This window comes from Comamonas sp. 26 (genome assembly GCF_002754475.1).
GTDB lineage: Bacteria > Pseudomonadota > Gammaproteobacteria > Burkholderiales > Burkholderiaceae_C > Comamonas.
Map to the genome: position 1 here is coordinate 383,138 of NZ_PEFL01000002.1, position 13,236 is coordinate 396,373.

11 protein-coding genes are annotated in these 13,236 nt (G+C 60.5%); 3 read left to right on the forward strand and 8 right to left on the reverse strand.

From position 1 onward, the window contains the following. Positions 1 to 218 precede the first annotated feature (218 nt). The 5 genes from CLU84_RS16305 to CLU84_RS16325 all read right to left on the reverse strand — a co-directional run bounded on the left by CLU84_RS16305 (position 219) and on the right by CLU84_RS16325 (position 4,882). Positions 219 to 2,021, reverse strand: coding sequence for a GspE/PulE family protein (locus CLU84_RS16305; RefSeq protein ID WP_099738406.1), 1,803 nt, complete (start codon positions 2,019 to 2,021; stop codon positions 219 to 221). A gap of 106 nt (positions 2,022 to 2,127) precedes the next feature. Continuing rightward, entirely contained in the window at positions 2,128 to 2,481 is a 354-nt protein-coding gene (locus CLU84_RS16310; protein ID WP_099738408.1) for a FlxA-like family protein, read from the reverse strand. Positions 2,482 to 2,548: 67 nt separating this feature from the next. Beyond that, complete coding sequence (locus CLU84_RS16315; RefSeq protein WP_099738409.1) at positions 2,549 to 3,403, reverse strand: spermidine synthase; 855 nt, start codon at positions 3,401 to 3,403, stop codon at positions 2,549 to 2,551. 15 nt (positions 3,404 to 3,418) lie between these two features. Then, positions 3,419 to 3,949, reverse strand: coding sequence for a DNA-deoxyinosine glycosylase (locus CLU84_RS16320; protein ID WP_099738411.1), 531 nt, complete (start codon positions 3,947 to 3,949; stop codon positions 3,419 to 3,421). A 105-nt stretch (positions 3,950 to 4,054) separates the two neighbouring features. Further along, complete coding sequence (locus CLU84_RS16325) at positions 4,055 to 4,882, reverse strand: TatD family hydrolase (protein ID WP_099739082.1); 828 nt, start codon at positions 4,880 to 4,882, stop codon at positions 4,055 to 4,057. 169 nt (positions 4,883 to 5,051) lie between these two features. Between CLU84_RS16325 and CLU84_RS16330 the strand changes: the two genes are divergently transcribed. Beyond that, on the forward strand, positions 5,052 to 6,476 hold the full coding sequence (locus CLU84_RS16330; protein WP_099738413.1) for a methyl-accepting chemotaxis protein: 1,425 nt from the start codon (positions 5,052 to 5,054) through the stop codon (positions 6,474 to 6,476). Between the two features lie 71 nt (positions 6,477 to 6,547). Here CLU84_RS16330 and lolD read toward each other — a convergent pair whose 3' ends face one another. Both lolD and CLU84_RS16340 read right to left on the reverse strand, forming a co-directional pair. Then, on the reverse strand, positions 6,548 to 7,237 hold the full coding sequence (lolD, locus tag CLU84_RS16335; RefSeq protein WP_099738415.1) for a lipoprotein-releasing ABC transporter ATP-binding protein LolD: 690 nt from the start codon (positions 7,235 to 7,237) through the stop codon (positions 6,548 to 6,550). After that, a complete protein-coding gene (locus CLU84_RS16340; RefSeq protein ID WP_099739083.1) occupies positions 7,230 to 8,483 on the reverse strand; it encodes a lipoprotein-releasing ABC transporter permease subunit in 1,254 nt (417 codons plus the stop codon). The genes lolD and CLU84_RS16340 overlap by 8 nt, the downstream gene beginning before the upstream one ends. A 127-nt stretch (positions 8,484 to 8,610) precedes the next feature. Between CLU84_RS16340 and CLU84_RS16345 the strand changes: the two genes are divergently transcribed. Next, positions 8,611 to 9,582 carry a phosphoglycerate mutase gene (locus tag CLU84_RS16345; protein ID WP_099738417.1) on the forward strand — a complete coding sequence of 324 codons (972 nt, stop codon included), beginning with the start codon at positions 8,611 to 8,613 and terminating at the stop codon, positions 9,580 to 9,582. Between the two features lie 43 nt (positions 9,583 to 9,625). Further along, the gene (gene recJ / locus CLU84_RS16350) at positions 9,626 to 11,365 is read left to right on the forward strand and encodes a single-stranded-DNA-specific exonuclease RecJ (protein WP_099738419.1); all 1,740 of its coding nucleotides are present in this window, start codon (positions 9,626 to 9,628) and stop codon (positions 11,363 to 11,365) included. Positions 11,366 to 11,418: 53 nt separating this feature from the next. Here recJ and CLU84_RS16355 read toward each other — a convergent pair whose 3' ends face one another. After that, entirely contained in the window at positions 11,419 to 13,164 is a 1,746-nt protein-coding gene (locus CLU84_RS16355) for a methyl-accepting chemotaxis protein (RefSeq protein WP_099738421.1), read from the reverse strand. Positions 13,165 to 13,236: the final 72 nt, after the last annotated feature.

The window sequence follows — 13,236 nt, forward strand, 5'->3', positions numbered from 1 at the left end:
GACAAAAAGCAAGCACTTGCACTCAAAACGTTTTTACGCATTCCTTGGTGCCGAACCAGCAAATGCACGGGCACTAAGAATGGAGATGAAATCGGGTGATTTTTTCGCGCAACGGCTTGCTTTTCCCCCCGGGAAAGCTGCGTCGCATCACTGCGAACTCACCCCCGGTTGCGGCTCAACGCGACACCCTAGAGATAGATAAGCACGCTCTTGAATCGTCAGATTTCGCTCATCAGCGGCGTGCAGGCCAGCACTTCTGACAATGTGGTGATGCCTTCTGCGACGCGCAAAGCACCGGCCAGACGCAGCGGGCGCATGCCGTCCTGCACGGCCTGACGGCGTAAAACATCCATGGATGGCGCATCGTGAATCTGCTTTTTCAGACCCTCGCTCACAATCAGCAGCTCATACAGGCCCATACGGCCGCGATAGCCGGTCATGCGGCAATCCTCACAGCCCACGGGCTTGAAAGGCTGGTAGCTACCGGTCAGCTTCCACGGCTTGACGCTCTCAGCCAGCTCATCGGGGGCAGCTGCTTCATCGCGCACCTTGCAGCTGATGCACAGCGTGCGCACCAGCCGCTGGGCCAGTACGCCCAGCAAGGTTGCGTTAATCAGGTAAGAAGGCACACCCAGTTCCATCAAGCGGCTAACGGCACTGGGAGCATCGTTGGTGTGCAGGGTGGAGAACACCAGATGCCCCGTCAACGCCGCTTGCACAGCCATCTCCGCTGTGGCGAGATCACGAATTTCACCCACCATGATGATGTCCGGGTCTTGGCGCATCAGCGCGCGCAGGCCTTCGGTGAAAGTGAAATCGAGCTGAGGCTGAACCTGGGTCTGGTTGAAGCTGGGCTCGATCATTTCGATGGGGTCTTCCACCGTGCTGACGTTAACCTCTTCGGTCGCCACGCGCTTGAGTGTGGAGTACAGCGTGGTGGTCTTGCCCGAGCCTGTAGGCCCGGTCACCAAAATAATGCCGTGCGGGCGCTTGACCAGATCTTCCCAGCGCTGCGCATCATGGGCACTGAAGCCCAGAGCATCGAGGTTCTTGACCGTGTTTTCAGGGTCAAAGATGCGCATCACCATCTTCTCGCCAAAGGCCGTGGGCAGCGTGGAAAGGCGCATTTCCACTTCTTCGCCGCGCGGGTTGCGGGTCTTGATGCGGCCATCCAGCGGGCGGCGCTTTTCCACCACATCCATGCGACCCAGCAGTTTGACCCGCGCCACCATGGCATTGAGCACACCCATGGGCATTTGATAAACGGGGTGCAGCACGCCATCGATACGAAAACGAATCACGCCCTGCTCGCGCCGCGGCTCCAGGTGAATATCGCTGGCGCGCTGGTCAAACGCGTACTGCCACAGCCAGTCCACCACCTTGACCACGCCTTGGTCGTTCGCATCCAGCTGCTTGCTGCTCTTGCCCAGCTCTACCAACTGCTCAAAGCTCGCACCACCTGTGGCACCACCGGCCTTTTCAGCCGCACGCACAGACTTGGCCAGTGCAAAGAATTCAGCTGTATAGCGTTTGATATCCAGCGGGTTGGCGACCACACAGCGCACACTGCGGCGGGCCTGGCGCTCTACCTCGCTCATCCAATCGGTAATAAAGGGCTCAGCCGTGGCAATCACCACTTCCTTGGACGTGACCTGCACGGGCAGCACCTTGTGGCGCTCCGCATAGCTGGCGCTCATGGCCTCGCCCACGCGGCCCACATCCACCCGCAGCGGATCAATGCGCAGATACGTCAGACCACTGCGCTGGGCCAGGTACTGGGTCAGGGTTTCAAGATCCAGTGGCTTCAGCGTCTGCGCGCTGACCACGCCCACATTGGCCAGTCGCACCAGCGGCAGTTGCGCGCTTTCAGCGGCAGAACAACGCATCACTGTGCGCTCAGCCTCCTGCGCGGTGATGACGCCATCATCCTGCAGCCAGCGCACCAGCATGCGCCAGTCCAACGGACCTTCGTAGCGGGCTGGCTTGATGGGCTGGGGAAAAATGGATTCAGTCAATGACATGGCAGGCTGTGGCGATAGAACTGCCTTGAATGTACCCCGATCGGCAGAGCCTCTTCAGCGGGCCCGCTCCAGGCGGCCCCCATCCATGCGACTTCTCTGATTCAGCTCAGGCGTACTCGTCAAGCAGACTGCCAAGACTGCCATCGCTGCGGCTTTTGCTCTGAGGCTGCACATCCTGCGTCGGCCTGACTGACTCCAGCCCACGCTGCGCAGACTTCTGCGCCTCCAGCGTCTGTTGATTCTGCAAGGCTTCTATCTGTGCCTGCAGCATCTGGATCTTGGCCTGCAGCAGTTGCAACTTCTGTTGCTTGGTCTCGGCATCAGAGTCGCTGTTGGCAAGCTGCTTGAGTTCATTGTTCGCTTCCTTGAGCTGGTTTTGCAGCTGCTGGATGCGCGATGCCGCATTCGCACCCGAAGAAACGGAGCTTGAGGAGCTGGAAGAGATGGCACTGATCGTCATCTTCCTATGATCGGCAGAAATTAGCTCGACTCAACCCCTGCATCCCAGCTTTACTCAGACTTTGCGATCAACTCGCCTTGACCCGACTGGCCTTGGCCTTGACTGACTTGCTCCCCGCCTCTGCATCGCGTGCAGTCACAAACACTTTGGACCAGCGCAGAGTTGGCAGGTCCCAGCGGGCCTGAACCTGATCACAGGCAGCTTCCAGCTCGGCGCTATCCAGCACGCGCGGCGTGCGCTGGGCCAGCACCACGGTGTTGCCCTCGCGCGTGGGGCGAAAGGCCCAGAGAGCATCTTCACCAAAGGCCTGTGCCATCTGGTCCAGACTCTTGTCAAAGCTCGACGAGCGACCGAACAGGTTGACCGTCATGATGCCGTCTTCGGTCAGCAAATTGCGGCAATCGGCATAGAACTCGGCACTATCGAGCACGGGGGCCGCCGCCTCGTGGTCGTACAAGTCCACGGCCAGCGCATCTACGGTGCCATGCCATTCGCTTTTCTTAATCTCCAGCGCGGCATCGGCCAGCACCACCTTCAAAGTGCTGCTGTCGGGCGGCAGTTTGAACCAGCTGCGGCACACGGCCAGCACCTGCGGGTTCAGCTCAATAGCCGTGGTCTTCATGCGCAGCTTTTTGTGGCAGAACTTGGTGATGGCTGCCGCGCCCAGACCCAGCTGCATGGCGTGCTTTTCAGGCACGCTTGCCGGGTCGGTGAACAGCAGCCAGCCCATCATGCGCTGCACATATTCCAGATCGATATCGAACGGGTCTCGGATGCGCATGGAGCCCTGCACCCAGGGCGTACCCAGATGCAGATAGCGCACATCGCCGTCGTCAGAAACGCTGACTTCGGGCAACTCCTGCACGCTGGCAGCATTCTTGTCTTGCGCGGGCTTTGCGCCACCACGGGTTTTACGAATCACGTTTCACACCAATCTTCAAAGCAGGCCATGAGCCGCCAGCGCGTCGCGCCAGGCCTGCAGTTTTTTATCGAATGACCAGCTGGCATGCGCCGGGCTGGTAGATGGCAGCTTCAGAGCCGTCAGCCCCAGCGCCTCGGTCTGGCGCGCGTGCTTGTAGCTCTCTGCGCCGTTATGCAATGCCAGTTTCAAATCCGGGCAGCGCTGACGCAGCCCTGCAAAGTCGTTGACCTGAGCGGCACGAATCGCGCTATCCAGACTGCCTTCTCGCTCGCAGCTGGCGTACACATCCCACAGACCCAGCCCGCGCGCCAGCAGCCATTCACAGCGGCCCGCATAGTCATCGCGCGGCGGCTGTGCATATTGCGGCCACAAGGCCTGCAGCAGCGGCCAGAGCTGGTTCTGTGGATGGGCATAATACTGCTGCAGCTGCAGCGATTTCAGCCCGGGGAAGCTGCCCAGCACCAGTGCACGTGTGCGCGCATCGGCCACCGCAGCCAGCCCCTGCCAGCGCGTGCCAGTCCGGGTTGCAGAAGAATCCTCAGTCATGCCTTATTGTCGCCCAGCCGCCATCAGCGTGCGCTGCGCACTGCTATTCAAAAGATGAGCAGCTAGCGCTTTATCAACAAGGGCTGAGCCTTGTTTTGGCTTGAACTATGCCAGCTGCAGCGCAGGCAGACCTTTGAGCGCCGAGCGGGCATTGGCCGTGCTGGCCTGCGCCAACTCAGCAGCGCTGATACCGCGCAACTGCGCCACTTCTGCAGCAATGCGCGGCAGCTCAGCCGAGCTGTTGCGGCCTTGCGGCTGACCAGCAATTCGCTGCTCTGCCGTGGTGTAGAGCCAGTGCGGGGGAATGTCAGGCGCATCGGTTTCCAGTACCAGTGCATCCAGCGGCAGGCTGGCAGCCATTTCGCGCAGCTTGAGCGCTCTGTCATAAGTCACAGCCCCGCCAAAACCCAGCTTGAAGCCCAAGTCGATAAATGCCTGCGCCTGCTGGGCGCTGCCGTTGAAAGCATGGGCGATGCCGCCCACCACCGGATGCTTGCGCAAGGTCTTGAGCAGGCGATCGCTGCTTTTGCGCACATGCAAGATGACGGGCAGATCAAACTCACGTGCCAGCTTGATTTGCTGCTCGTAAAACCAGATCTGCCGGTCCACATCAAGACCCGGAACAAAAAAATCCAGCCCGACCTCGCCAACAGCCACCAGATGCGGGTCATCACGCTGCTGCGTCAGCAACTCGCGCAGCGCTGCAATATCGGACTCATCTGCGCCCGGCGTATACAGCGGGTGTATGCCCAGCGCGTAGCTATCGCCATGGCGGTGCGCCAGCGCAATCACCTCCTGCCAGTGGCTGCGCTGCACAGCAGGAATCACCAAATGACTTACACCCTCAGCACTGGCGGCGGCGCGCACGGCATCGCGGTCTGGCGCGAATTCGGCAGCGTCCAGGTGGCAGTGGGTATCTATCCAAGTCGGCATTTGCGCATCATGCACCGGCTCTTGCGCCTGCGTTGCAATGCCATTTGAGGCGAGTCGGTGTAAACCCACAGGCAACATCCAATTTTGTCCTACACGAAACAGATTGAAACAAATAAAACATTGGGCAACCTCACCCTCTGCACTTTGCGACTGGCCAAAGGATCACGTTATGACAGGACTTCTGCAAGGCACGCTCTGGCAACGACTGAGCCGAAACCAGCAACGCAATGACATGCAAAGCAAGCTGGCCGCGCTTGATCAGGTGCAGGCCGTGATCGAGTTTGATCTGCAGGGCCATGTGCTGTCGGCCAACGAAAACTTTCTGCGCACCATGGGCTATGAAGCCGAGCAGATCATTGGCCAGCACCACCGCCTATTTGTGGATGAGGAAACCCGTGAATCCGCCGAATACGCACAGTTCTGGCAGCGACTGGCAGCGGGCGTGCACGACAGCGGGCGCTACCGCCGCATCAACAGTCAGGGGCAGGATGTGTGGCTGCAGGCCAGCTACAACCCGATTCTGGACAGCCACGGCAAGCCGCGCAAAGTCATCAAGTACGCCACCGACATTACCGAGCAGCAGCAAAACGAAGACGATGCACGCGGCCAGCTGGAGGCCATTGCCAAAGTGCAGGCCATCATTGAATTTGATCTGGATGGCACCATCATCACGGCCAATGATCTGTTTTTGCAGACCATGGGTTACCACCTTCAAGAAGTAGTGGGCAAGCACCACCGCATGTTTGTGCCGCCGCATGAGGGCCAGAGTCTGGCCTACCAGCACTTCTGGCAAAAGCTGGGCATGGGTCACAACGATGCGGGGCAGTACTTGCGCATAGGCAAAAACGGCCGCCAAGTGTGGATTGAAGCCAGCTACAACCCAATTCTGGACGCTGAGGGGCGGCCTTTCAAGGTTGTCAAATTTGCCACCAACATTACTCAGCGCGTGACGGCTGCGCACACTTTGCGCGCCACAGTGGAAGGTCTGACTGAAAGTGCCAACCATGCACGTCAAGCCAACGAACTGGCGCAAGACGCCTGCAGCGTGGCCGAGGCCGGTGGCCGCACCGTGCAAGAGGTGGTCACGACCATGGAATCCATCAGCGCGAGCTCACGCAAGATCAGCGACATCATCGGCATGATGGATTCCATCGCCTTTCAGACCAATCTGCTGGCGCTCAATGCAGCGGTAGAAGCAGCGCGCGCTGGCGATCAGGGCCGGGGCTTTGCCGTGGTGGCCAACGAGGTGCGCCAGCTGGCCCAGCACAGCGCAGAAGCGGCCAAGGAAATCAAGCAACTGATTCAGGCATCGGTCAATCAGGTTACGCAAGGCGTCACGCAGGTACGTGAGGCAGGCACAACCATGGCCGAGATCGTCACCTCATCGCGCCAGGTCACGCAGATCATGGGCGAGGTGGTTCAGTCATCGCTGACCCAGTCGGCCAGACTGCGTGAAGTGACTGACGACCTGACAGCGCAGGATGCTTCTGGCAATCAACGCACAGAACGCCCCCACGCATCGCTGCAGAATAGTCAATCGGCACGTGCGCAAGCGCATATCGCTATCAAAAACGCAGCTGCTACCGCTTATTGAATAAAGGTTGCATGCCTTTATTCATCAAAAAAGGCCCGGAATCTCCGGGCCTTTTGTTCATGCAATAGCTATCAGCCTAGCTGACCAAGACCCAGTCTCACCATGCGGTCGCAGCGGGCCGCCAGTGCTTCGTCATGGGTGACCATCACAAAGGCCGTGCCGTTGTTGCGGGCCAGCTCCAGCATCAGCGCAAACACGGTGTCAGCCGTGCCGCGGTCCAGATTGCCCGTGGGTTCATCGGCCAGCACGCAGGCCGGGCGGGTAACCAGCGCACGCGCAATGGCCACGCGCTGGCGCTCGCCACCAGAGAGTTCGGCCGGGCGGTGCGTCAAACGGTCGCCGAGGCCCACAGCGCGCAACATCTCGGCGGCACGTTCCATGCAGTCATCCTTGGCATCGCGACGAATGCGCAGCGGCATGGCCACGTTTTCCTGCGCCGTAAATTCGGCCAGCAGGTGGTGAAACTGGTAGATAAAACCCAGATGCTGATTACGCAGCATGCCTTGCTTTTGTGGGCTGAGCTGGTTCAAGGGCTGGCCCATCAGGCTGACGCTGCCAGTGGTCGGTGCATCCAGCCCCCCCATCAGGTGCAGCAAGGTACTCTTGCCCGAGCCCGACGCCCCCACCACGGCCAGCGTTTCGCCGGCCTTGACTTGCAAGTCCACGCCCTGCAGCACCGTCACATCCAGCTTGCCTTCGGCAAAGCGCTTGGTCAGGCCGCGCGCTTCAAGCACGGTCTGTCCCATCACAACATTATTCATAGCGCAGTGCCTCCGCAGGGTTCACGCGGCTGGCGCGCCAGCTGGGGTAAATCGTGGCCACAAAAGAAAGAATCAGAGAAATCACGGCAATCGGCACGATGTCTGTGGACTGCGGCTCACTGGGCATCTTGCTGATGAGGTAAATGTCCTTGGGCAGGAAGTTGGCGTGCAGTGCCTGCTCAATAGCGGGCACGATCACATCAATATTGAAAGCAATACCCAGACCCAGCACCAGACCGGCCAGCGTTCCAATCACGCCCACCATGGCACCCTGGACCATGAAGATGCCCATGATGGACGAAGGCGAAGCGCCCAGGGTGCGCAAGATGGCAATGTCGGCACGCTTGTCCTGCACGCTCATCACCAGGGTGGACACCAGATTGAAAGCCGCCACGGCCACGATCAGCGTGAGGATGATGAACATCATTCGCTTTTCAAGCTGTACGGCGGCAAACCAGGTCTTGTTCTGCTGCGTCCAGTCGCGGATGAACAAGCGGTCGCTCAGCGTATCGGCCAGCTCATGCGCCACGCGCGGTGCTTCGTGCAAGTCCTTGAGCTTGAGGCGAATGCCGGTCGGGCCTTCCAGGCGGAAGAGGCGCTGCGCATCTTCGTAATGCATCATTACCAGTGCCGAGTCGTATTCGTAGTGGCCCGAGTCAAACGTGCCCGCCACCGTCATCTGTTTCATGCGCGGCAGCACACCGGCAGGCGTGACCTGGCCACTCGGAGCAATCATGGTGATGACATCGCCCTCGATCACGCCCAGCGAGCGGGCCAGCTCAATGCCCAGCACCACTTTGAATTCACCGGGAATCAGGCGCTTGAGCACCTCGCCGCTGGTCGCAGCCAGATCGGTGACTTCGCCTTCCCGCGCCGGGTCAATGCCGCGCACCAAGGCCCCTTTCATATCTTCACCGCGCGCCAGCAGTGCCTGAGCAGCTACAAAAGGTGCAGCGCCAATCACGTCCTTATTGGAGCGCGCCTCGCGCATGGTGCGCTCCACATCGGGCAAGGGTGCGCCTTGCGGGGCGTAGATTTCCACATGGGAGACAACGCTGAGCATGCGGTCGCGCACTTCCTTCTGGAAGCCGTTCATCACACTCAGCACAATGATCAGCGCCGCCACGCCCAGCGCAATGCCAAGCATGGAGACACCCGAGATAAAGGAGATGAAGCCATTGCGGCGTGTAGCGCGCCCTGCACGGGTGTAGCGCCAGCCCACGGCCAGTTCGTAGGGAAATTGCATGTTGACCGCATTGTGGCATTGCCCGGGATGCCCTGCAGCCTGCGCCAGCCTTGTGCAAATTTTTACCAGTGCAGCCTTCCAGCCCTTGCCGGGGCATATGTAGCGGCCATGCACGACAATAGCCAGCATGTCTTTGACCGCGCCTTTGCTACCTGCTGCCCACGCCCTGGGCACAGGCACCTCTGAAATCATTGTTGCCTACGCCAGCGGCCCTGCCGACATTCCCAAAGCCTGGGATGGCCTGCAACTCCCCCAGCTGCAAGCCCTGCTGGCAACGCTGACGCCCACCTCGGTGGTGCAAGGTGACGAGATGGATTTCTCGCCCCCGCACGAGCGAGCACTGGCCCGCGCCATGCAACTACCCGACACACCGGGCCTGATCCCATGGGCCGCACTGGCATCGGGCGAGACCACACAGCCCTGCGCCTTCATCACGCCCTGCCACTGGCATATCACGCCCGATCAGGTGCACCAGACTGATCCCGCCAGCGCCCCGCTGAGCGAAGACGAATCCCGCCAGTTGCTGGCGCTGATTGCGCCGTGGTTCAGTGATGACGGCATCACGCTGGAATATCTGCTCCCCGACCTCTGGCTGGCGCGCGGCGCAGCATTCAAGGACTTGGCCACCGCCTCGATGGACCGCGCTCTGGGCCGTGATGTCCGCCCCTGGATGCCCAACCCGATTCAGGGCGCCATCATTCAGCGCCTGCAGACCGAGCTGCAAATGCTGCTCTACACCAACGTCTTCAACGACCAGCGTGCCGAGCGCCGCCTGCCGCCCATCAACTCCTTCTGGGTACATGGCACGGGCAGCCTGCCCCGCTTGCCCGTGACCAAACCACAGGCTGTCTGCATCGACGACCTGCGCCAGGCCACCTTGCAAAGCGATGTGCAGAGCTGGCAAAAAGCCTGGCAAGCGCTGGACAGCGGCCTGATCGCCGACCTGCAGCAACGCGCCGCCAAGGGCGAGCCCATCAAGCTCACTCTTTGCGGCGAGCGCAATGCCGTGCAATGGCAAAGCCAGCCACGCAGCTTCGCGGAAAAAATAAAGAGTCTTTTTGGAGCTAAGCGCTTACCAGATTTGCGAGAGATGCTATGAAAATCAAATCTCTCATCGCCCTGCAAGCCAAAGCCGCTCAGCCATGAAGATCACGCCCCGCACCATTCCCAGCGACAGCGTATCGACTCTGCTGCAGGCCCAGATTCACCCGCTGCTGGCCCAGCTCTACGCCGCGCGTGGCGTGTGCTCTGCCGATGAGCTGGATGACGCGCCCGCCTTGTTGCTGGCTCCATCTGGCTTGCACGGCATAGACAACGCTGTGCAGTTGCTGGCCGATGCCATTGCCCAGCAAAAGCGCCTGTGCATCGTGGCCGACTATGACTGCGACGGCGCTACCGCCTGCGCCGTAGGTATGCGCGGCCTGCGCCTGCTGGGCGCGCAGCATGTGGATTACCTCGTGCCCGACCGCGTGGTCGATGGCTACGGCCTCACTGCCCCCATCTCCCGTCGCGTCAAGGAAACCGGTGCCGACATGCTGATCACCGTGGACAACGGTATCGCCAGCGTAGAAGGCGTGGCCGTGGCCAAAGAGCTGGGCCTGTCTGTCGTCGTCACCGACCACCACCTGCCCGGCGACAGCCTTCCTCAGGCCGATGCCATCGTCAACCCCAACCAGCCCGGCTGCACGTTTGAGAGCAAATCCATGGCGGGCGTGGGCGTCATGTTCTACGTGCTGCTGGCCCTGCGCACCGAGCTGCGCAGCCGCGGCCGTTTTGATCGCCACACCCAGCCCCGCCTTGAACAATTGCTGCCACTGGTGGCACTGGGCACCGTGGCCGATGTGGTCAAGCTCGATGCCAATAACCGCCGGCTGGTGGCGCTGGGCCTCAAACAAATTCGCAAAGGCATCATGCAGCCCGGCATTCGCGCGCTGTTTGAGGCGTCAGGCCGCCGCTTTGACATGGCCAGCACCATCGACTTTGGCTTTGCACTGGGCCCGCGCATCAACGCCGCAGGCCGCCTGGCCGACATGACCATCGGCATAGAATGCCTGACCACCGAAGATGCCAGCCGTGCCGACAATCTGGCCCGCATGCTGGACAGCATCAACCGCGAACGCCGTGAGATTGAAGTGGGCATGCGTGAGCAGGCTCTGCTGATGGCCGAAGGCCTGTTCAAGGACGGCATGACGCCGCCGCCCGCCATCAGCGTGTTTGACCCCGACTTTCACGAAGGCGTGGTGGGCGTGGTCGCATCCCGCATCAAAGACAAGCTGCACCGCCCCAGCTTTGTGTTCGCCGCCAGCGGCGCGCCGGGCAAAGAGCATGAAATCAAGGGTTCGGGCCGCTCCATCCCTGGCTTTCATCTGCGCGATGCACTGGACCTGGTCAGCAAACGCCACCCCGGCATGGTGCTGCGCTTTGGCGGCCACGCCATGGCGGCAGGCTGCACGATTGACAGAACACGCTTCAAAGACTTTGAACAGGCACTGGCCCAGGTCGCTCAGGAATGGCTGGATGCCGCCACGCTGATGCGCAGACTGGAAACCGACGGCCCGCTCTCGCCCCAATGGCTGGACACCGCCCTCATCGAGCAAATGCAACTGGCCGTTTGGGGCCAGGGCTTTGCCGCCCCCACCTTCAGCGAAGAGCTGGAGATCACCTCCCAGCGCCTCGTCGGTGAAAAACACCTGAAGCTGGAGCTGCTGCACCATGGCTCCAAAGTCGATGCCATCTGGTTCAACCATACCGACCCGCTACCCGCCCGCACCACGCTGGCCTACCGCCTCGACATCAACGAATGGCGCGGCGAACGCAAAGTGCAATTCCTCGTAGAAGCCGCGCAGGACTTTGAAGGCGGTGCCGGCAATATGGGCTTTTGACGCTGGCCAAATGAGCAGCCGCTACACAACGCAGAGGCTGCTCTTTTCAGCGTTTAGAACTGCTCCCAGTCATCGTCAGCCGCAGTGGCAGCAACCGGCTGCGGCTTCCTGGCGGCAGTCGCCAGCCTGGGCGCAGCCGATGCGGGCAGATTCGACGGTTTCATCACTTTAGCCGCAGCCATGCGTGGCGCAACTGCTGGGTCTGAAACGCCGACAGAAGCCCGCGCAGGCGTATGGATAGCGGCTGCCGTTTGCCGGCCAAGCTTGAAGACCGACACCACGTCCGAGAGACGGCGGGACTGCTCCTGCATGGACAAGGCCGCCGCACTGGACTCCTCCACCAGCGCCGCATTCTGCTGCGTCATCTGATCGAGATTGGTAACGGCCTGATTCACTTGATTGATACCGTCGCGCTGCTCAGTCGAGGAGGCGGTGATTTCACCAATCAGATCACTGACGCGGCGCACGCTGGCCACGATCTCGTTCATGCTCTTGCCTGCCAGCTCCACCTGCTGCGAGCCCGACCGCACGTTGTCCACGCTGGTGGTGATGAGCTGCTTGATTTCCTTGGCCGCATCGGCACTGCGCTTGGCCAGGGCTCGCACCTCGCTGGCCACTACGGCAAAGCCTCGGCCCTGCTCACCGGCACGGGCGGCTTCCACCGCCGCATTCAGCGCCAGGATATTGGTCTGAAAGGCAATGGAGTCGATCACGCCGATGATGTCGGAGATTTTGCGGCTGCTGTCGGTAATCTGGCCCATGCTTTGCACCACGCGCTGCACCACCTGACCGCCTTGCTCGGCAGCCTGTGCAGCAGTTGATGCCAGCTGATTGGCTTGACGGGCAGTATCGGCGGATTGAGTCACCGTCGCGGTCAGCTCTTCCATGCTGGCGGCGGTTTCTTCCAGATTGGCGGCAGTCTGCTCGGTGCGGGCTGACAAATCCTGGTTACCCGTGGCAATCTGGCCCGAGACCGAGGAGACGGACTCCACGCCCGATCGCACCTGACCGACCACTGTGCGCAAGCGCGCAGCCATGGCATTGAGCGAGCGATGCAGATGACCTAACTCGTCATCTCGTTGATGGTCTGTAGTGACGCTCAAGTCAGCATCTGCAATGGCATCCGCCAGTTCAACCGCCTTCATTAGCGGCTGGGTAATGGATCGCATGATAAGCACGCCGCTCACCAGCCCCAGCGACATGATCAAACCGCAGGCAGCGGCAATAACCCAATAGGCTTTGGTGCGGCTGGCTTCTCCATCTTCCAGCGCCTGCAGGCGATAACGATCCTGCAGTTGCACATAGGCATCAAGGGCGGCGTAGTATTTCTGAGCACCCGGGTTGAGCTGCTCTTCAATCAGTTTCTGAGAATGCTCAAAATCACGTGCACGCCGGGCTTGATCGACCTCCTTGTTCGCTGCAAACAAGGTGTCGCGGTGCTTGTTGACATCAGCCATCAACTTCTTGGCTTCATCGGTATGCACTTGCGCCAGCACTTTCTCACGCAGCGCATTAATGCTGGCGATCAGGCTTCCCATCAGCTTGTACTGATGCTCCACCAGGTTTTCCTCAGTCGACATGGCTGCCGCCGTAAAGCGGTCCATGCTCATCTGCGTCAGGATGCGCCATTCTTTGGCCTGATCAGCCGCAGTCTGTGCCTGCACGGCTGCCGAGAAAACGCTTTCATTGACACGACTGGAATAGGCCAGACTGCCCGCCACCAGCAACAACATGCTCGCCAAAAGACCGATCACCAGCACCCATAGCTTCTGGGCCACCGTGAATTGAAACAACTTCATGAACCAACCAATCCAGACAAGAAAATCCAAACACTGGTACGTCACGCATCGTGAACTCTGGGCTGGCTTATT

Coding starts and splice junctions, on each gene's coding strand:
- CLU84_RS16305 (WP_099738406.1), bottom strand. CDS start 2,021: ATGTCATTGACTGAATCCATTTTTCCCCAGCCCATCAAGCCAGCCCGC.
- CLU84_RS16310 (WP_099738408.1), bottom strand. CDS start 2,481: ATGACGATCAGTGCCATCTCTTCCAGCTCCTCAAGCTCCGTTTCTTCG.
- CLU84_RS16320 (WP_099738411.1), bottom strand. CDS start 3,949: ATGACTGAGGATTCTTCTGCAACCCGGACTGGCACGCGCTGGCAGGGG.
- CLU84_RS16325 (WP_099739082.1), bottom strand. CDS start 4,882: ATGCCGACTTGGATAGATACCCACTGCCACCTGGACGCTGCCGAATTC.
- CLU84_RS16330 (WP_099738413.1), top strand. CDS start 5,052: ATGACAGGACTTCTGCAAGGCACGCTCTGGCAACGACTGAGCCGAAAC.
- lolD (WP_099738415.1), bottom strand. CDS start 7,237: ATGAATAATGTTGTGATGGGACAGACCGTGCTTGAAGCGCGCGGCCTG.
- CLU84_RS16340 (WP_099739083.1), bottom strand. CDS start 8,483: ATGCAATTTCCCTACGAACTGGCCGTGGGCTGGCGCTACACCCGTGCA.
- CLU84_RS16345 (WP_099738417.1), top strand. CDS start 8,611: ATGTCTTTGACCGCGCCTTTGCTACCTGCTGCCCACGCCCTGGGCACA.
- recJ (WP_099738419.1), top strand. CDS start 9,626: ATGAAGATCACGCCCCGCACCATTCCCAGCGACAGCGTATCGACTCTG.
- CLU84_RS16355 (WP_099738421.1), bottom strand. CDS start 13,164: ATGAAGTTGTTTCAATTCACGGTGGCCCAGAAGCTATGGGTGCTGGTG.